The sequence below is a fragment of the Novosphingobium gossypii genome (genome assembly GCF_050433305.1).
Classification (GTDB): Bacteria; Pseudomonadota; Alphaproteobacteria; order Sphingomonadales; family Sphingomonadaceae; genus Novosphingobium; species Novosphingobium gossypii.
In genome coordinates, this window is record NZ_JBNPXM010000009.1 from 146,222 (window position 1) to 166,794 (window position 20,573).

Genomic DNA, 20,573 nt, shown 5'->3' on the forward strand with positions numbered 1-20,573 from the left:
ACGACAGTGAGGCGGGAGCCGGGGAAAATGGAAGGTCGAATTGACGCGCACCAGCATTTCTGGCGCTATGATTCAGCCCAATTCGAATGGATCGCGCCAGAAAGCGTGTTGGCGCGGGACTATGCACCGGAACATTTGCGCACCGAACTGGAGCCTGCGGGAATTTCCTGCAGCATAGTCGTCCAAGCGCGGCAGAGTGATGACGAAACCCGCTGGCTGCTGGACGTCGCTTCCCGTACACCATGGATCGCAGGTGTGATAGGCTGGGCTGATCTTCGCGCCGAGGATGTTGCCGCCCATCTCGATGCATTGGCGCAAGAAAAGGCGCTAGTCGGCCTGCGGCATGTGGTGCAAGACGAACCCGACCCTCGTTTCCTGCTCGACCCCGCATTTCAGCATGGGGTGAGAGCGGCGCTGAAAAGGGGGCTGGCTTACGATCTGCTCGTCCGTGCGCCGCAACTGGAGTATGTACCCGCCTTTCTCGATGCCATCGGTGCGGCAGATGCAGGCATGGGGGCAGTCGTCATCGATCACGGTGCCAAACCTGCGATCATCAATGGCGAATGGCAACCCTGGGCCGATCGTATTGCCGCCATCGCGCGGGACTATCCGGTGTGGTGCAAGCTCTCCGGTCTTGTCACCGAAGCGGACCTTGCAGCATGGGACGAGGACAATGTGCTGCGCTACATGGCGCATCTTCTCGAATGCTTCGGGTCGGATCGGCTGATTTACGGTTCCGATTGGCCAGTGTGCCTGCTCGCTGCGCCTTATGCGCGGGTGAAGGCGCTGGCCGACCGCTTGCTTGAGCAACTCGACGCGCCATCGCGCGAAGCCATCATGGGCGGCAATGCACAGCGCGCCTACGCGCGGATCGCCGCGCCGATACTGAACAAGATTGAGGGAGAAATAGTCCAGTGAACTCCAATCACCTTGAACTGTCGCGCCGCGAACTCGTGGCGGGAACGTCCACGGTCGCAGCATTGTCCTTGCTGGGCGCGCCGGGGGTAGAGGCGGCGACGCCTGCCGCACCGTCCGGCGACAACATGCTGTGGTATCGCCAGCCGGCGAAAGAATGGACCGAGGCGCTGCCGGTCGGCAACGGGCGTATCGGCGCGATGATCTTCGGCGGCGTGGCCGAGGAGCGGCTGCAACTGAACGAGGATACCTTGTGGGGCGGCGGGCCCTATCATCCCGCCAACCCGAAGGCGAAGGCAGCGCTGCCCCAAGTGCAGAAGCTGATCTTCGATGGCCGCTATGACGAGGCTCAGGCGGTTGCCAAGGAAAAGCTGATGGCAGTGCCAGTGCGGCAAATGTCGTATCAGGTGCTGGGCAACCTGATGCTGACATTCCCCGGCCTGAGCGAACCGGCAGCAGGCACTTATCGCCGCGAACTGGACATCGACGCGGCGCGCCACACAACGCGCTTTACCGTGGACGGCGTGACGTACGAGCGCACTGTCGTCGCCTCTCCGGCGGATCAGGTCATCGCGGTACACCTAAAGGCGTCGAAGCCCGGTAAGCTGGCGTTCGACACCCGGATGAGCGTGCCGCAGACGCAGCACACCGTCCGCGTTCTGCCCGGCGACGTCTTGCTGCTCGAAGGCACGAACAATACCCAGCACGGCATCGCCGGCGCGTTGAAGTTTCAAGGTCGCGTCAAAGTGATTGCCACCGGCGGCAAAGTCTCAGCTGCAACCGACAGCCTTTCGGTGCGCGGCGCGACCGAAGCGACGATCCTGATCGCGATGGCCACCAGCTATCGCAATTACGCCGACGTCAGCGGCGATCCCGAAGCCATCACCAGCGGCCAGATTGCCGCTGCGTCCCGCAAGACGTTCCGCGCCATTGCCGACAAGGCCGCCGAGGATCACCGCGCGATCTATCGCCGCGTAAGCATAGACCTTGGCCGCAGTGCCGAGGCGGACAAGCCGACAGACGAACGCATTCGCCAGTCCGAAAGCGCGAACGATCCCGCTCTGGCGGCGCTCTATTTTCGCTATGGGCGTTATCTGCTGATCACCTCTTCGCGACCCGGATCGCAGCCCGCAAACCTGCAGGGCATCTGGAATGACAGCGTGAATCCGCCCTGGGGATCGAAGTACACGATCAACATCAATACCCAGATGAACTACTGGCCCGCCGAGCCGACGGCCATGCCGGAAATGGTGGAGCCGCTGATCGCAATGATCCGCGACATCGCGCAGACCGGCGCCCGAATGGCGCGCGACATGTACGGCGCGCGGGGCTGGGTCTGCCATCACAACACCGATCTCTGGCGCGCCACCGGCCCGATTGACGGGCCGCAGTTCGGCCTCTGGCCAATGGGCGGCGCGTGGCTGTGCCTGCACTTGTGGGACCGCTACGATTATGGCCGCGATGCGCAGTTCCTTGCCAGCACGTACCCCATCCTGAAGGGCGCCTGCGAATTTTTCCTGGATACGCTGGTGAAGGACCCGAAGACCGGCTGGATGGTCACCAACCCCTCGCTCTCGCCCGAGAACAACCATGGGCATGGCGAGGGATCGCTATGCGCCGGCCCGACGATGGACATGCAGATATTGCGGGCGCTGTTCACCGTCACCGCGCAGGCCGCCGCCGTGCTGAAGACCGATGCGCCTTTCGTGGCGGAAATAGAGGCGATGCGCGCGAAACTGATCCCCAACCGGGTTGGGGCGCAAGGCCAGTTGATGGAGTGGAAGGACGATTGGGACGCAGGCGCGAAGGACCTCCATCACCGCCATGTCTCGCACTTGTTCGGCCTGTTCCCCGACGCGCAGATCAGCCCCGATACGACGCCGGAGCTTGCTGCAGCGGCGCGCAAGTCGCTGGAGATCCGTGGTGACAAGGCCACCGGCTGGGCCACGGCGTGGCGCATCAACTTGTGGGCGCGGCTACGTGACGGCGACCATGCCCATTCGATCCTGCGCTTCCTGCTGGGGCCGGAGCGCACCTATCCCAACATGTTCGATGCGCACCCGCCGTTCCAGATCGACGGCAACTTCGGCGGTGCGTCCGGCGTCACCGAAATGCTGATGCAGAGCATTGGCACCCAGGTGCACCTGCTGCCGGCTCTGCCGTCTGCCTGGCCGGCCGGTTCTATCCGAGGCCTGCGTGCGCGTGGGGCCTGCATGGTGGACTTGTCGTGGAAGGGTGGCGCGCTGGCGCAGGCGCGCATCGTGTCGGGCACCGGCGGGCGGCATGAAATCCGCTGCGGCGAAGTGCGCCGCACCATCGACTTCACGGCGGGCAAGGCGATCGTGCTGACCGGTCCCGATCTGCGTACCGCATAAAGGAGCTGTGATGAGACTTGTTGGAAAAACTGCGGTGGTCACAGCGGCCGCCGCCGGTATCGGTCGCGCCATCGCCGAGCGCTTTGCCGCCGAGGGCGCACAGGTTCACGCCGTGGACCGCGATGCTGCTGGATTGGCCACGCTGGCGAGCGTATCGCCGCATCTGGCGGACCTCACCGATCCCGATGCCGCCGCAGCCTTGGTTGCAGCAACGGGTGCTTGCGACATTCTGGTGAATTGTGCGGGCATCGTGTTTCCCGGCACTCTGCTGGATTGCACGGACGAGCAGTGGGCGGCCTCTCTCGACCTGAACGTCACCGCGATGTTTCGGCTGATCCGTGGCTATCTGCCCGCGATGGTGGCGCAGAGCGGCGGCTCGATCGTCAACGTGTCCTCCGTAGCGTCCTCGATCATCGGCGTCAGGAACCGGTTCGCTTACGGCGCCAGCAAGGCGGCGGTGATCGGGCTTACAAAATCGGTCGCTGCGGACTTCGTGGGCGAAGGCGTGCGCTGCAACGCAATCTGCCCCGGCACCGTGGACAGCCCTTCGCTCCGCGCCCGGATGGCCGCGCAGGCCGAAGCCAGTGGCGAAAGTCTGGAGAGCACCCGCGCCGCGTTCTCGGCGCGGCAGCCGATGGGGCGTCTTGGCTTGCCGGAAGAAATCGCGGCCCTCGCGCTGCATCTCGCCTCGGACGAAAGTGCCTTCACCACTGGCACAACGGCAGTGATCGACGGAGGCTGGACAGTAGAATGACGCGCATTACCGGACTTCGCACGGCGGACATCCGCTTTCCCACCAGCCAGTCGCTGGACGGATCGGATGCGATGAACCCCGACCCCGACTACTCGGCCGCTTACGTGACCCTCGATACCGACGACGGGCTGGAAGGCCACGGCCTGACGTTCACCATCGGGCGCGGTAACGAGATCTGCGTCGCGGCGATAGAGGCGCTTCGCCCGCTTGTCGTAGGCATTGAACTGGATTGGATGAGGGAAAACCCCGGTCGGTTCTGGCGCCATGTCACCGGCGACAGCCAGTTGCGGTGGATCGGACCCGACAAGGGCGCGATGCACCTTGCGACTGGTGCCGTGGTCAATGCCGTATGGGACTTGTGGGCGAAGGCAGAGGGCAAGCCGGTATGGCAACTGGTGGCCGCGATGACGCCCGAAGAAATCGTGCGCGCGATCGACTTCCGCTACATCACCGACTGCATCACGCCTGAAGAAGCGCTGGATCTGCTGACGGCTCGCGCCGAAGGCAAGGCCGAACGGATCGCGCATCTGCAGGCTTCCGGCTATCCCTGCTACACGACTTCTGCGGGCTGGCTGGGCTATTCCGACGACAAGCTGCGGCGTCTGGCGAGAGAGGCGGTCGACGCGGGATTCCGGCACGTCAAGCTAAAGGTCGGGCGCGATCTGGACGACGATATCCGCCGTTTGCGCATCGCGCGCGAAGCGGTTGGGCCGGACTGCAGGCTGATGATCGACGCCAACCAGATATGGGAAACCGATCAGGCGATCAAATGGGTCAAGGCACTGGCTTTCGCAGAGCCGTGGTTCATCGAGGAACCGACCAGCCCGGACGACGTCGAGGCGCACCGGGCGATCCGCGAGGCCGTCCACCCGATCCGCGTCGCAACCGGAGAGATGTGCCAGAACCGCGTGCTGTTCAAACAGTTCATCATGCGCGGCGCGATAGATGTGGTGCAGATCGACAGTTGTCGCATCGGCGGCGTCAATGAGATCCTGGCGGTGCTGCTCATGGCGGCGAAGTATGGTTTGCCGGTCTGCCCGCATGCGGGCGGTGTCGGTTTGTGCGAATACGTGCAGCACTTGTCGATGATCGATTACCTCTGCTTTTCAGGCACGATGGAGGATCGCGTGATCGAATACGTCGACCACTTGCACGAACATTTCGAGGATCCCTGCGTGATCCGCGATGCCGCTTACATGCCGCCGACGCGGCCCGGTTTTTCGATTACGATGAAGCCGGAATCGATCCTGCACTATCGGGTGGACAAGCGCTGATGGACCTGGAACTGAACGGAAAGGTCGTTGTGGTAACGGGCGGCGGAGCGGGGATCGGCGGCGCGATCTCGCTGGGACTGGCGGCGGAAGGCGCCATCCCGGCGATCTTCGGGCGCAGCCCGCTGAAGGCGGACTTTGAGGGCGAAATCCGCGCGCGCCAGCCTGCAACGATCTTCGTGCAAGTGGACGTGACTGACGATGACGCCTGCCGCGACGCCGTAGCGCATGTCGTGGCAGAAGCGGGTGGCATTCATGGCGTGGTCAACAATGCCGGAACGAACGACGGCGTTGATCTGAGCGCGGGGACGGATGATTTCATGGCGTCGGTCCGGTCTAATCTAGCGCATTATTACGGCATGGTACATCATTGCCTGCCGCATCTGCGCACCAGCAGGGGGGCGGTCGTCAACATCTCTTCCAAGACGGCAGTTACGGGTCAGGGCAATACCAGCGGATATGTTGCGGCCAAGGCGGCGCAGCTGGGACTGACGCGCGAATGGGCGGCTGCCCTGCTGGATGACGGCATCCGTGTAAACGCGGTTTTACCCGCAGAAGTGATGACGCCCCTCTATGCCCGCTGGATCGAAAGTTTTGACGATCCCGAAGCGCGGCTATCCGAGATCACGCGGCGCATTCCGCTGGGACGTCGGATGACCACTGACCGAGAAATCGCGGATACAGTGCTGTTCCTGCTTTCTGCACGTTCAACCCACACAACAGGGCAGTGGATATTTCCGGACGGTGGCTACACGCATCTGGACCGGATGTTGGCCTAACTTTTCCCGTCATCCCTGACGCGATTCCAAAACCCTCGGGCCGGCATGACCTGCTGCCGCCGGATCCGCGGCTCCGCGTCTGCTACAAAGCTACCTAATTTCCATATGCAAAAGCATATTGCATATATGGCAGATTAGCGCATACATGATCAAACAGCCGATACCGTCAATGTACGTGCGTGATTCGGTGACCTAGTGGAGGGATTGCAGTGCGGGACATGGCCAGGATCAGATGTGTGGAGCCGGGCCATCTCGTCCTTGACGCCTGCGAACGGCCTGTTGCTGCACCTGGCGAAGCGCTGGTGCGTATTCGTCGCGTCGGCATCTGCGGCACCGATTATCACATCGTGCGCGGTACGCAGCCTTACCTGTCCTATCCCCGTGTACCGGGCCACGAACTGGCTGGCGAGATCGTCGCGGCGGGTAAAGGCAGCGTGTGGAACGCGGGCGACCGCGTCTGTATCATGCCGTACCATTCCTGCGGCACATGCATCGCCTGCCGCAACGGCAAGCCGAACTGCTGCACCGCGATCAGCGTGCTGGGCGTCCACAAGGACGGCGGCCTTGCCGAATATCTGGCCATCGACGAACGCTACCTGATCGCAGCAGAGGGCCTATCGCTGGACGAGATCGCGATGGTCGAGTTTCTCTCCATCGGTTGCCACGCCGTAAGGCGCGCAGCGTTGCAGGCAGGCGAACGGGCGCTGGTGGTCGGAGCCGGGCCGATCGGCATGGCAGTGGCCTTCTTCGCGGCACGGGCGGGGGCGCAAGTCACCGTACTGGACGGCAACGCCACAAGGGTTGCGCTGTGCGTCGATGCGTTGGGCGTGACGAATGGCGAAGTGCTGGGCAGCGACAGTGCAGAGCGCCTTTCCGCGCTGACCGGCGGGGATTTCTTCGACTGCGTGTTCGATGCCACCGGCAACGCCGCCGCGATCGAGGCGGGTTTCGGCTATGTCGCGCATGGCGGGCGTTACGTGCTGGTGTCCATCGTCACCGCGGATATCCGCTTCAGCGATCCCGAATTCCACAAGCGCGAAATGACCCTGCTGGGCAGCCGCAATGCCACGCATGCGGACTTTGCAGATGTCATCGAAGTCCTGCGCGGCCGCGCATTTCCGCTGGACGCGGTGGTCAGCCACACGCTGCCCTTCGCGGACTTGCCGCAGGCGATCGGACACCTGATGACACCGGACGCAGGCGTCATCAAGGCGCTGGTGGTTTTGTGAAGGAGAGTATCACGTGAAGTTGCTCAGGTTCGGCGAAGCAGGCCAGGAACGCCCCGGCATCCTTGATGACGAGGGCCGCATCCGCGACTTGTCTGCGCACGTCGACGACATCGCCGGTGCAGTCCTTGGCGCAGAGACGCTGGCGAAGCTGCGCGCGATCGATGTGAATGCGCTGCCCCTTGTCGAAAGCGATGTGCGCCTTGGCGCCTGCGTCGGTCGGATCGGCAAGTTCGTGTGCATCGGCCTCAATTACCGCGATCATGCTGCCGAAAGCGGAATGGCGATCCCTGCCGAACCGGTCGTCTTCAACAAGTGGACCAGCGCGGTTTGCGGACCGAACGACGATGTGGTGCAGCCGCGCAGTTCGGACCGGCTCGACTGGGAAGTCGAGCTTGGCGTCGTCATCGGCAAAGCGGGCGCGTCTATCGAGGAAACAAATGCACTCGATCACGTCGCAGGCTATTGCGTGGTCCACGACGTCAGCGAACGCAGCTTTCAGTTCGATCGCGGCGGCACGTGGGACAAGGGCAAGGGCTGCGACACATTCGGCCCGACCGGCCCATGGCTGGTCACGGCAGACGAAGTGCCCGATATCGCCAATGCCCGCATCTGGCTGGAAGTGGACGGTGAGCGCCATCAGGATGGCACAACTGCCGACATGATCTTCACGGTCCCCCAGATCATCGCGCATCTGTCGCAGTTCATGAGCCTGCAGCCAGGAGACGTCATCTCGACCGGGACGCCTGCCGGGGTCGGCCTCGGCCTGAAACCGCCGCGCTATCTGCAGCCGGGCAATGAAATCAGGCTGGGGATCGAGGGCCTTGGTGAACAGCTTCAGCGGGTGGTCGGCCCGCTCTAATTCGAATGAGAAACGCAGGCCCCTGCACAAGATCGGGGCGGCAGAAGCGGAGAGGAAAACAATGACACGATATTTGCATCGTACTGTATCGATGATGGCCCTGCTCGCGGCGGGTATGGGGGCACCCGCATTCGCGCAAAACGCCGCTCAGCCAGACCAAATTTCGACGCCGAATAATGATAGCGCTACCGAGCAAGAGATTATTGTTACCGGCATCCGTCGCAGCCTTGAAGACGCCGCTAATATCAAGCGCGCCGCTCCCAATCTGGTGGAAGCGATTTCGGCAGAAGACATCGGCAAGTTTCCGGACCGAAATCTGGCGGAATCTCTCCAGCGCGTTACCGGCGTGCAGATCACCCGCAACAAGGGCGAGGGCAGCGGCGTCAGTGTCCGCGGCTTGTCCGAAAACTTCACGAGGACGCTATACAACGGGCGCGTCCTGACGTCTCCCAACGGCACACGCGGGTTCTCTTTCACCTCGATGCCGACAGACTTCGTCAGCACGGTGGAAGTCAGCAAGACGCCGACTGCCGACATGATCGATGGCGGTCTTTCTGCAACGGTGAACGTCAAGATCAACCGCCCCGCGGACGTAGGCAAGAACATTGTGACCGTGGTGGCAGAAGGGTTGTACGAGACCAACCCGAAGAAGGTTACCCCCCACGTCTCCGCTTTTATCAATCGCGTGTTTGGCGATGGCAGTTTCGGCGTGAACCTGGGTGTGAACTATGAGAAGCGTAAGGTCATACAGGCAGGCTTCACCGGTTATGGCATCGAGCAGCGCCGCGAGAATGCGACGGGCGGCTACGACTACAATCTCGATGGCACCCGCTCTGCCACGTCGTATGGCTTCGACCATGCGACGACGTTCGTATCCGATGAAGGCGATTTCGAGCGCAAGGCGATTGTGGGCGGCATTCAGTGGAAGCCGGCCGACAACGTCAACCTCTATGCGGACGGCCTGGCGACCTGGTTCACGGACGGCTTCAACCGTTTCGAGCATCAGTTGCGCTGGACCAACATCGGCGGGCCGACCGGCGCGGTTCGCGGCAGCACCGTGGGCGAAAACAACCTGTTGACGTTCCTGGACGCGGATGGCGTGGATCACCAGTCCAACAACCTGGACTGGGTGACGAAAGACCGCACGCTCAATTTCGCGCTGGGCGGTGATGTCACGTTCGACCGGTTGACCGTGTCAGGCGAAGCGACTTTCGGCAAATCGGTGCGCAACGTGTCGGATCGCAATTCCTTCGCGCCCATTTCTCGCGCATCGGCATCGTACGACCTGGGTGACGATATCGGCGCGGTGCCGCAAATCGATTATACGCGCGGTTACGATCCGCTCGACCCCAGCACGTTCTACTTCCGCAGCTTCTCTGCAATCCGTGGTCAGAAGACGACCGAGACGAACAAAAGCGGACGTCTCGATTTCAAGTACGATTTGGATGACAGCTTCATCCGCTCTATCAAAGTGGGTGGATACTATGGCGAGGATGAAGTTGAGTTCGGCGCCCGCCCGCGGTACTTTGTCAGCCCACAAGTCTTGTCGCAGGTCTACGGCACGCCTTATCTCGCCGGGGTAGAGGGCGGTGCAATATCTGCAGCAAACCTCCTGAAAGTCGTCGATTACTCGCGCTTCATCGGAGAAGGTCTGGGCGTGTTCCTGGTGCCGGACTATTCCAAGCTGTTCGCCGGTGGCAGTCTGGAAGACGTGCTGGCGCAGGGTACACTTACGATTGATCGCACCAACCAGTTCTCGGTAGGCGAGAAGGTTCTTGCCGGATATGCCCGCGCCGATTTCGCCACGGCGGACGACCGCCTGTCAGGCAACATCGGCTTGCGCTACGTGCGGACGCGGGTGACCTCAGACGGCTTCGGGGCGGATATCGAAAACGCGGAGCTGCAAAACGACAGCATTACCCTGATCGTGCCTGACAGCGGCCCGATCTCGTTCCGCAACAGCTATTCGAACTGGCTGCCCAGCCTGAACTTGCGCTTCAACGCTACTGAAAACCTGATCGTGCGCATGGGTCTGGCCCGTGCAATGACCCGGCCCGATCTCAACCGCCTGTCACCGTCGGTGGCGATCAATGCCAACGTGCGCACGATCACCACGCAGAACCCGTTCCTGAAACCATATCTGGCCGATCAAGCGGATCTTTCGCTGGAATATTATTTCGGCAAGACAGGCCTGCTATCGGCAGCGGTGTTCTACAAGGACGTGAAGAACTTCATCGTCGATACCGCGGCGGTGGAAACGCGCACGATCCGCTCCACCCTTACGGGCACCGTCACGTTGGATTTCCGCACGTTCCGTCCGGATAATGGCGAGGGTGGCAAGATCAAGGGGCTGGAACTTAATGCGCAACTACCGCTCGACATGCTGCCATCACCGCTGGACGGTTTCGGCATTACATCGAATCTCACACTGCTGGACGTAAGCGATGTGGCCACGACCGAGGGCGGCCCCAAGGTGCCGATACCCGGCGTGTCCAAGCGCAGCTACAATCTGGGTGCCTACTATGAAAAGGCGGGCTTCGGTATCCGCGCCAATTACTCGTATCGCAGCGCCGCCGTTAACAGCGTGGCGGGCACGTTTGGCGATGGTGACCGGCAAAAGTCTTATGGCCAACTTGATATCTCAGCCAATTATGATGTGACGGAGTTCCTCTCGCTCACCTTCAACGCCAGCAACGTGACGGGCGCCACGCTCAAGCGCGAGACGCTGCAGGGCGTTCTGCTCAGCGAGTATGACTTTGGCCGCCGGTTCACTGCAGGCGCCCGCGTGAAGTTCTGACCGAGCTACTCCCCCTGTCGGCCGCAGCAGATTTCCCCGCTGCGGCCGATCCTTTTATTGCACCGGAACCAGCGCTCACGTATCCCCGGACTCATGGCCAACACCGACGAAAACGATGCCGTAAATTTGGGAGAGAGTGGTGGAGGGGGGAAGCGTCCTTATTCCGCACCTGCGCTGGAAAAAGGCATCGAGATCTTGGAGTTGTTCGCCGCAGAACCGCGCGGCCTGACGATCAGCGAGATTGCGCAGAAACTGGGCCGTTCTATCAGTGAAGTGTTCCGCATTATCATCGTGATGGAGCAGTTAGGCTGGCTGGCCAAGGACCCGACGAATGACCGTTATGCGGTGACGTATCGAGTGCTGGACGTGGCGTTCCGGGCCACCCCTGCACAGACCCTCAGCAATGTGGCCGCGCCAGTAATGCACGAATTGTCGAGCGCGACGAACCAGTCATGCCACCTCGTGGTTGAGACGGGCGCGCGGGGTACGGTGATCCATCGACAGGAAAACATGGGACCGGTTGGCTTTGGCATCCGCCTAGGTACAGTAGTGGACCTGGCGACGAGTTGTTCGGGCCACGTTCTCCTCGCCTTCGCGGTCGGCGACCGACGGGCGCGGGTGCTCGGTGCGATGGGCATTGCCGATGATGCGAAGGCCCGGCTGGAGCGGCGTCTCGATGCCGTGCGGTTGCAGGGATACGAGATGCAGCCCAGCGCGCGCACCGCCGGGGTCACAGACATCAGCTTCCCGATATTCGGTTTTGACGATCATGTATGCGCGGCGCTGACGATCCCGTTCCTCGTCACCATCGACGGCTCGCAAAAGACCTCGCTGGAAGAGACACGAGAAGTTCTGGGCCAAGCGGCACACGATATCGCGCGTGGGCTGGGGTGGTCCGGCGTTGCATCTTCCTGATCTGCGAACAGTAAAGGCACGGCGAGTATCCGAAACATGCCTGCGGTTGGATCGGTCGGGAATGTTGGCCCAAACACCCAGGGCAGATGCCGCCTCGAGAATGGCATAGCTAACGTGCCATTATCACCCGGCAGGGCGGCGCCTGCAGGATATAGTGTCGATCAACGCTTCGGTATCGGAGACACTGTGGACCTGCCCACCATCCAGCCTCAGGCCAACGGGGCGTCCGCAAGCATTGGTAAAAGCAGCGAGATTGCTGGTGAGGCTGACCCAGGGATGTCCCATGCCACGATCTTCGGGTTCCCTTTTTGCCGCTCGCACCATGTTAGTGGACGCGCGTACAAGTGGAACCGATCATCACCAGTTTGCCAGTATAATCAGCTGAATCGCCGCCAGCAGCAGATCCCAAGCCTTGGCCTAGCGCCGGCGGATCAACCGTGGCAGCGAGTCGAAGGTGCATAGGGATGCGGGACTTCAGACCATGTAGCGCCCGAGCGAAGGCGCCACATGACCGTCGATCTCCCGAGGCACAGCGCGAGACTTGTTTGGCAGCGAAGACTTGATGATCGCCCATTCTTGATCTGAAGTTCAAAAGACCACTGGCTACTTCAAGACCGCAAGAAGGTGAGTTCCGTTCAACTAGTCCGCGATTGAGGATAGCGCTAACTTTGTGCTTGTCCAGTTTTGCAAGTTGGGGTACGCCTTGAGTCTTAGTCCAGACAAATACTGGCTTGAGGAGGGGTAGCACATGCGCGAAGGTAAAAGGCGTAGCTGACATTATAACGTGATCGTTCCCGCCGGGCGTGGAAAATCCATCAGCGCACCGCGGGTTTGCAAACTGTTCAATCATCATTTGGCCGGGCTCTGCGTGGCGTAGGTTGCGGTGTGTCGTCCCCCGTGTCACGTGAGCGATTGACACCGGTATCATTACAGAGGCCGAAACTTGAGAGCTTCGGGCAGGGGTCGTTTGCGTTCGCAACGCAGGGCCTTCGAGCCGTGGCCGGCTGTCCGTGGACGGCGCTCCGGCCCCATTACAGGGAGAACATAACAATGTCGAAGTCCGTTACTCCATTTCGTACCCGCCTGGCATGGACGAGTGCGGCGTATGCCATCGCGGCGGCCTGTTCCTCCCCGGCGCTTGCGCAAGATGCCGGCGAGGCTGTGCCGCCCGCCGGCGAGCCGAGTGCGCCCGAGATCATCGTCACCGGCTTTCGCGCCAGCCTTGAAAACGCGATCAACACCAAGCGCAACGCCACGGTCATCGTCGATGCCATCAATGCCGAGGACATCGCCGACTTCCCAGACGCCAACCTCGCGGAATCGCTGCAGCGCCTGACCGGCGTATCGATTGACCGCGACAATGGCGAGGGCCGCACGATCACCGTGCGCGGCCTCGGCGGCGACTTCAACATTACCCGCCTCAACGGGCTGATGGCGCTGTCCACCTCGGGCTCCAATGATTCCGGCACCAGCCCGAACCGCAGCCGCTCATTCGATTACAACACCTTCGCGTCTGAGTTGTTCAACTCGCTCAAGGTGCAGAAGACCGCCTCCGCCGCCACCGACGAAGGCGCGCTTGGCGCCAACATCGACCTGCAGACGGCCCGCCCGTTCGACTTCAAGGAAGACCGCTTCGCAATTTCGTCAGAAGGCAGCTATCAGAAGAACTCCAAGGCCTGGAGCCCGCGCATCGCAGGCCTCGTCTCCAAGAAGTTTCTCGACGATCGCATGGGACTGCTCGTTTCGTTCGCCTATAACAAGACCCGCAACGAGCTGGATTCCTACCAGCGCTCAGCCGGATCGTCGGACTATCTCTACCGCGGCTCGGATTTCGCGGGCAACGAGAACCCGCAGCGTGGCGGCTTTTCGGCGCCGGCTGGCACCAATCTGGGTAGCGGCGTGACCAACCCGGAGGCGATCGCGATCCTCACCGGGTCCGATCCGGCGGCCTATGCCAAGCTCTATCCCGGCGCACCCTTCAACACGCCAGGTCGCTTCGACGACTCCACCGTGCGCATCCCTGCGCTGCCCTCGATCCAGCAGCAGGACGTCAAGAACCATCGGCTGGGCATTACCACCGCCTACCAGTGGCAGATCACCGACCGCACGCGGCTGAACGTGGACGGACTTTATTCGCGCTTCAGGAACAGCAGCACGAAGTATCAGGTCGGCACCGTGGGCCTCAATCGCAACAACACCAATGCCGCGTACAACACCGCCGGCAACAATCTGGCGCCCACCGCCGCGCGCAACCTTTATCCCGGCCTGTGCACCCCGCGCGCCAGTTCCGACATCACCTATGGTCAGGATTGCGGCGAGAGCCTCTATGGCAGCAGCCCGGCGTTCACCACCGCACTGGATGCCAGTGGCAACAGGGTGGCATCGCAGCTGGGCACCAACATCTTCAGCACCAACCCCAACAACCTCGACCCCTACGATTACTACAACAACCCCAACTCGGTCGGCTACATCCCCTCCAGCAACCGGCTGGCCTATCGCGGCGAGTTGATCGGGCGTCCCGGCGTGGATGTGCTGGACGCCAACGTCGACAACGGCACTGCCAATTACCTGAAGCTGCGCAATGTCGACTGGCGCTCTGCCGCAGACCGGATGGACTACACTACTAAGTTCTACCAGTGGTCCGCCAACGTGGATCACGAATTCACCGATACCCTGCGCGCCAACTTCACCTATGGCCAGTCGAAGTCCACGAATGATTCGCAAGGGTTGCTGGTCGAATTCAACCGGATGAACGCGGCCGAGACCTTTACCTACGACGAGCGGGACGGGGGCTCGATGCCCGTCTTCGATGCCGGCTTCGATCTGGCCGACCCGAACAACTGGACCACGGTGAAGGGGTTCTCCGCCATCCGTAACTACAAGCGCACGGTGGAGAACTCGCAGAAATCCGCCAAGGCCGATTTCCGCTGGGACCTCGATCCCGCCTTCGCGATCTCGTTCGGCGGCACCTGGCGCAAGTTCGGGTTCTATACCACGCAGTACGAACGTGCGGTGGATACGTTGAACCCGACGCTGCGCGAGGCTGGCACCAATGCCGCGGCGCTCGGCCACGTGGTGGACTTCGGGCAGGGACTCGAAGTGCCAGCAGGCACCGCCAAGCAGTTCTTCGCGCCCGATATCGAAAAGTTCGCCGATCTATTCGACTTCACCTGCAACTGTATCAACAAGTGGGGCGACTGGCGCATCTGGAACACGCGCAATAACACCGCGACCTTCGGCGTCAACGAAAAGGAATACGCGGCCTACCTGCAGGGTGACTGGGATCTGACGCTGTTCAACCGCCCGTTCCGCGGCAACGTGGGAACGCGCGTAGCGGTGACGGACCTCGTCTCCACCGGGCGCACCACGGCGGGGCGCAGCATTTCGGGCAGCAACAAATATACCGACTGGCTGCCTTCGGTGAACCTGATCTACGAACCGGTGAACGACGTGGTAATCCGCCTGGCCGCCGCCAAGGTGATGGCGCGCCCGCTGCTGGGCAACCTTTCGCCCACGGTCAGCAGCATCTCCATTCCCAACACCGGCGACACGACCGGCGGTACGCTGACGGTGGGCAACCCCAAACTGAAGCCGTTCTATTCCACAAACCTGGATTTCAGCGCGGAATGGTACTTCGCCAAGGGCGGTCTGCTGTCGGTCGCGCTGTTCAACAAGAAAATTAAGTCGTTCCCTCAGACGATCCTGTTCTCCGGGCCGCTGTCGCAGTTCCTGGACGCTCCGGCGCTGGCGGAGCTACGCGCGCAGTTCACCGATCCCAACCAGCTGGCCTACATCAACGGCGACTATGAAGTCACGGCGCGGCAGTTTCGCGACGCGCCGGGCGGCTACATCCGCGGGTTCGAGATTAGCTATCAGCAGAACTTCGATTTTCTTCCCGGCTTCCTCAGCCACTTCGGCGGGATGATCAACTACACCCACATTGACAGCAAGCTCACCTACATCCTCGATCCTGGCAATGCCACCAAGCCGCAGACGCTGGGCAAGGCGCCATTCCTGGGTGTGTCGCCCGATGCGCTGAATGCCACGCTGTTCTACGAGACGGAGCGCTTTCGCGCCCGCGTATCGATGGCCAAGCGTAAGGGGTACAGTACCACCTACCCGCTTTCGGCCGGCGACTGCGCCCCGGGACTGACGAACTCGCCCTCCAATCCCTCCGTTGCGGGGACGATCTGCAACAGCCCGCTTATCAACGACTTCCAGTTCAGCAAGGGCACCACGAACATCGACGCCTCGATCAGCTACAAGCTGAACGACATCGCCACTGTGACGCTGGAGGGCCTGAACCTGACCAACCAGACCGCGAACAACTATGCCTATCAGGACTCCCCCGTAGTGACGAACTACTCCAGTTCGGGGCCGGTATACCGTGTGGGGGTAAGAGCGCAGTTTTAAGGTCGAAGGCCCCAGACCTGACCTGGGGCCTTTTTCGATAAGCTCAGGCCGAGCGGAGCAAGAAATCCTTCAGTCCGCTCGGTCTGAGCCTGTCGAGCGCCTTGGCTCAAACCGCTTACAGTCCCGGATCAAGTCCACAGCGTCAACTAGGTGAGAGTCAACCTCCAAATCCTGCCCCGTGGCAGGAGGATCAGTGCGTTTTCGACCAGCTTTCATAAGCCTTCAGCGCCGCCGCGGGGCCCGCTCCGTACCAGCTGTACCCGTTGCGCCGTTCCAGGCTGATGTCATTGACGTCGTCATGCACCGACCGGTCGCGGTCACCGAACACCGGACGGCCGGTTCTCAGGTCGTAGAACCGCGCCCACAGCGGCCCGGCGCCCGGTCGATTGATCAGGTGCTTTCCGGCGATGCCGTCGTCCGCGAGACCCCACGCCTTGCCACTGACTGCTGCCGCGCGCAACCAGGCGATGCCGGCGTGGATGGCCGTCACGGCCCGCGCGGCGGGAGCGGGCTGCTGCATCAGCAACATCAGCAGCCGCGCGCTTTCGTTGCTGGAGAGGGCAGCGGGTTCGAAGTTGCGTGCGCCCGCCGGGGCCAGGCTCAGCGCATCGTGCTGCTGCGACCAGCCGGTCGGTCGGCCATCGATCTGCACTTGCGTCGCGAGGATCACGGCGATGCCGCGATCGTAGGCCTTGCGCGCGCTGCTCGCTTCAACAACTGAAAGGAAGGCGAAGTCGCCCCGGCGAAGGGCCACTTCGTCCAGCAGTGCCAGCACTTGCGCCATGGCATCGTCGTTATAGGTCAAGGCATCATGATAGCCCCCCTGGAGCGGATAGACCTGCGGCCAGCCGCCATTGGGGAACTGCGCAGCCAGCAGGTAGGCCAGCCCCTTGCGGAAAGCGCCGCGCGCCGCCGCACCGGGCTTGCCAGGAGCCTGCGCCTGCACGCGCGCCAGAAAGCGCATCTCGTCCAGCGTGGCATTGTTATCGATCGTGCCTACGTAACGCCATTCCTCGCTGGCGCTGACGATATCCTCGCGCGCGTTGGCGGGCAGGTTCTCGTGTGGCACCCAGCTCTGGCCGAGGACGCGCAAAGGTCCGGAGCGGTCCATGTTTTTGCCCCAGCCTCCGGCAGGTGTCTGGAAACTGACGATATTCGCGGCGACATGGCGCGCCTCGGCCCCGGCATACCACGCTGCAGGTCGGTCGAGCGGCATCCCGGCCCCGCCGGAGGGGCCGGTCGGCGGGCTGGCGCTCGACCCTGCGGGGGAATGGCCTTTACGCTCGGCCGCCAGCGCCGCCTTGTCCGCAGCCATCGCCGCCTGTGAGCGGGCCAGGTACTGTACCCAAGCGGCGCGCTGCAGTGCGGGCAGGGCGTCGATGCGCCCGGCGGTAATCGGCTCGGCAGGTGTCATGGTGCCGATCGCCGCGCCCTGCGCGCTCGATGCAAGAAAGGCGGTGGCGAGAAGCAGGGTTTTCAGGTTCTTCATTGGATCTCTCCCCTCATGACGTCATTTCGGCAGAGCCAGCGCCTCGCCGGTGATGCGCACCGTGGCCCAGCCGCCCGGCACGCCGGTATCCGGCTGGCCGCCGCCGACCCAGACCTCGACCGCGCCTGGGACCACTTTGCGCTGCCCCGCCGCATCGACACGGCTGAGCGCGCGCGGATCGAGGGTGAAGCGCACCTCTCGGCTTTCGCCGGGCTGCAGGTGGATGCGGGTAAATCCCTGAAGGGCATGGCGCGCCGGGCCATCAGGATGGCGCAGGTACAATTGCGCCACCTCATCGCTCGCGCGCTTACCGGTGTTGGTGATGCGCGCCGACACCTCCAGAGCCTTGCCCGCAACCACCCGCTGCGCGGTTCGGGGCGGGGCGTAGGCAAAAGTCGTGTAGCTCAGACCATGGCCGAAGGGGTAGAGCGGCTTGCCCTGGAAATAGCGGTAGGTGCGGCCCTGCATCGCATAGTCGCCGAACGCGGGAAGCTGCTCTGCGGCGGTGTAGAAGGTTACCGGCAGGCGGCCCGCCGGGCTGAAATCGCCAGCGATCAGGTCTGCTACCGCGCGCCCGCCGACACCGCCGGGATACCAGGCCTCGACGATGGCGGGAAGATGCGCCTGCGCCCAGTTCACGCCCATCGCGCTGCCATTCATCAGTACCAGGATCACCGGCTTTCCCGTGGCGTGCAACTGTTCGAGCAACTTTTCCTGCGGGGCCGGCAGGTCCAGACTGGTACGATCGCCGCCTGCGAAACCCGGGGCATTGACGCGCATTTCCTCGCCTTCCAGCCTGGCGTTCAGCCCGGCGGCAAAGACCACCAGATCGGCCCCGCGCGCCACCTCCAACGCGGCGCCTTCCTGTTCGCGCAAATCGCTCCACAACAGCGTCTGCTCGCCCCGGTCGCCATCCTGCCGTGCCTCTACGACGAGCCTGTGCGCCTTGCCGGCGGTAAGTGTGACCCCGTCGTTGTGGATTGAGGGCGGATCGCCCGGGTCCCAGGCATCGGCGATCTCTCGCCCGTCGATCAGGATTCGATAGCCATCGTCCACGTTCATGCGGAAGTGGTACTCGCTGGTAGCCTCGGGCACGATCCAGCCGGTCCAGCGCATCGCGCTGCGCCGCTGGGCGCGGGCAGGGCGGCCCCAGTCGAACTTCACTTCGCCGCTGGTAGCGCGACGCACCGCATTGCCTGCGGCCTCGGTGCTGGCGAACTCCTCGACGGTGACGCCCCTGGCGCTGCATTGGGCATCAAGGCACAGCACCGCGCCGGGCACGGGCTTGAGCGGAGGGCCGACATGCCCGGTGCCCTGCACATAATCAATCCGCGCCTCAGGAAAGCGCTGACGCAGGCCCGCCAACAGCGTCACCGGCTGCGACGGGGTGCCGTTGTAATTGCCGACCAGCGCATCCACGCTGTCCGCGTTAGGCCCGACCACCGCGATCGAGCGGGGCGCCGTGGCCAAGGGCAGCAGCCCGTCGTTCTTGAGCAGCACCAGCGATTCACGCGCCACCTTGCGGTTCAGCGCGGCGTTCTGTGCGGTGTCATTCTGCGCGGGAGTAATGGCGGAAAAAGGCGTCGTCTCGCCCGGCAGGCCCAGGCGCAGGCGGTCGGTCAGGGTTCGCTCCACCGCGCGGTTCAGCAGTTCCTCGGGCAGCAGGCGCTGGCGCACGGCATCGACGATGATCGCCGGGTCGGAGGACTTGTCGCGCCCGAACTCGATGCAGATGAGGTCGGTCCCGGCCCGCACCGCGCTTGCCACCGCCTGGACCGGACCACGGCTGTAGCCATGGGCTTCAGGGTTGAAGAAATCGACCATTGCCGCGCAGTCGGTGACGACATGGCCCGTGAAGCCCCAATCCCCGCGCAGCCGCTCGGCCAGCAGAGGAGAGCCGCAGGCGGGCACCCCGTCGATCGCGTTATAGGCGCACATGATGCCGCTGGGCCGGGCCTCGGTTACCGTGGCGCGGAAAGCGGGAAGGTAGGTGTCCTCCAGATCGTATGGCGAAGGGTGGACGTCTTCCCGGTGGCGGTTACCTTCCGGGCCGGAGTGGACGGCGAAGTGCTTGGCGACTGCGGCGGTCTTGTAGAACGCAGGGTCGTTGCCCTGCAGCCCGCGCACGAAGGACACGCCCATGCGCGCGGTCAGATGCGGGTCCTCGCCGAAAGTCTCCTGCCCTCGCCCCCAACGCGGATCACGAAAGATGTTGATGTTCGGCGACCAGACGGTCAGCCCGCGATAGCGCTTCGAACTGCCGTCAGTATCCAGCGTCTCGCGGTACTTGGCGCGAAATTCGGTCGCAATGGTGTCGGCAGCCTGCTCGATCAGCGGCGCGTCGAATGTAGCGGCCATGGCCACGGCTTGCGGAAACACAGTCGCCTCGCCGGCGCGGGCGACGCCGTGCAGGCCCTCGCTCCACCAGTCGTAAGCAGGGATGCCGAAGCGCGGGATTGCGGGGGCATCGGATTTCAGCTGTGCCGCCTTCTCCTCCAGCGTCATCCCCCGCACCATCTCGGCGGCGCGGCTCTGGAACGCGGCGGTGCTGGTTTCCTGCGCGCCGGCTATGCCCGGCAGAACCGCGGTGGCCGTGCATAACAGCATTCCTGTCAGGTGCGTCACAATACTCTCCCGGTCTCCTACGAGCCATGTCGGTGGCGCTGACCATCCGCGACTCTTTACTCGGCACTACTTGCACCGCTTCACAATTTAATGATAGCGCTATCGTACTTCGTGGCAATCAAACATGAAAAACGGCGCCGAAGTTCTGGGAA

Annotated in this window: 12 protein-coding genes; 10 read left to right on the top strand and 2 right to left on the bottom strand. The window is 62.8% G+C overall.

The genetic code is table 11. The annotated features are described in order from the left end of the window. Window positions 1-27: 27 nt before the first annotated feature. The 10 genes from GGR40_RS16475 (at window position 28) to GGR40_RS16520 (ending at window position 16,307) form a co-directional block, all read left to right on the top strand. Complete coding sequence (locus tag GGR40_RS16475) at window positions 28-918, top strand: amidohydrolase family protein (protein WP_429277339.1); 891 nt, start codon at window positions 28-30, stop codon at window positions 916-918. Further along, window positions 915-3,290 (top strand): glycoside hydrolase family 95 protein, encoded by a 2,376-nt coding sequence (locus tag GGR40_RS16480; RefSeq protein WP_429277340.1) that lies wholly within the window; start codon window positions 915-917, stop codon window positions 3,288-3,290. Before GGR40_RS16475 ends, GGR40_RS16480 begins: the two co-directional genes overlap by 4 nt. A gap of 10 nt (window positions 3,291-3,300) precedes the next feature. Next, window positions 3,301-4,044 (top strand): SDR family oxidoreductase, encoded by a 744-nt coding sequence (locus tag GGR40_RS16485; RefSeq protein WP_429277341.1) that lies wholly within the window; start codon window positions 3,301-3,303, stop codon window positions 4,042-4,044. After that, complete coding sequence (locus tag GGR40_RS16490) at window positions 4,041-5,318, top strand: L-fuconate dehydratase (RefSeq protein WP_429277342.1); 1,278 nt, start codon at window positions 4,041-4,043, stop codon at window positions 5,316-5,318. The genes GGR40_RS16485 and GGR40_RS16490 overlap by 4 nt, the downstream gene beginning before the upstream one ends. Further along, window positions 5,318-6,094, top strand: a complete 777-nt coding sequence (locus GGR40_RS16495; protein ID WP_429277343.1) for an L-fucose dehydrogenase — start codon at window positions 5,318-5,320, stop codon at window positions 6,092-6,094. Before GGR40_RS16490 ends, GGR40_RS16495 begins: the two co-directional genes overlap by 1 nt. 218 nt (window positions 6,095-6,312) lie before the next feature. After that, the gene (locus tag GGR40_RS16500; RefSeq protein WP_429277344.1) at window positions 6,313-7,323 is read left to right on the top strand and encodes a zinc-binding alcohol dehydrogenase family protein; all 1,011 of its coding nucleotides are present in this window, start codon (window positions 6,313-6,315) and stop codon (window positions 7,321-7,323) included. 13 nt (window positions 7,324-7,336) lie between these two features. Next, complete coding sequence (locus tag GGR40_RS16505; protein ID WP_429277345.1) at window positions 7,337-8,182, top strand: fumarylacetoacetate hydrolase family protein; 846 nt, start codon at window positions 7,337-7,339, stop codon at window positions 8,180-8,182. Between the two features lie 91 nt (window positions 8,183-8,273). Further along, entirely contained in the window at window positions 8,274-10,979 is a 2,706-nt protein-coding gene (locus GGR40_RS16510; RefSeq protein WP_429277346.1) for a TonB-dependent receptor, read from the top strand. 93 nt (window positions 10,980-11,072) lie between these two features. Then, window positions 11,073-11,894 carry an IclR family transcriptional regulator gene (locus tag GGR40_RS16515; protein WP_429277347.1) on the top strand — a complete coding sequence of 274 codons (822 nt, stop codon included), beginning with the start codon at window positions 11,073-11,075 and terminating at the stop codon, window positions 11,892-11,894. Between the two features lie 1,050 nt (window positions 11,895-12,944). Then, complete coding sequence (locus GGR40_RS16520; RefSeq protein ID WP_429277348.1) at window positions 12,945-16,307, top strand: TonB-dependent receptor; 3,363 nt, start codon at window positions 12,945-12,947, stop codon at window positions 16,305-16,307. A 190-nt stretch (window positions 16,308-16,497) separates the two neighbouring features. Here the strand turns inward: GGR40_RS16520 and pelA are convergent, their stop codons facing one another. Then, complete coding sequence (gene pelA / locus GGR40_RS16525; RefSeq protein WP_429277349.1) at window positions 16,498-17,796, bottom strand: pectate lyase; 1,299 nt, start codon at window positions 17,794-17,796, stop codon at window positions 16,498-16,500. A 21-nt stretch (window positions 17,797-17,817) separates the two neighbouring features. Then, window positions 17,818-20,403 (bottom strand): glycoside hydrolase family 3 C-terminal domain-containing protein, encoded by a 2,586-nt coding sequence (locus GGR40_RS16530; protein ID WP_429277350.1) that lies wholly within the window; start codon window positions 20,401-20,403, stop codon window positions 17,818-17,820. Window positions 20,404-20,573: the final 170 nt, after the last annotated feature.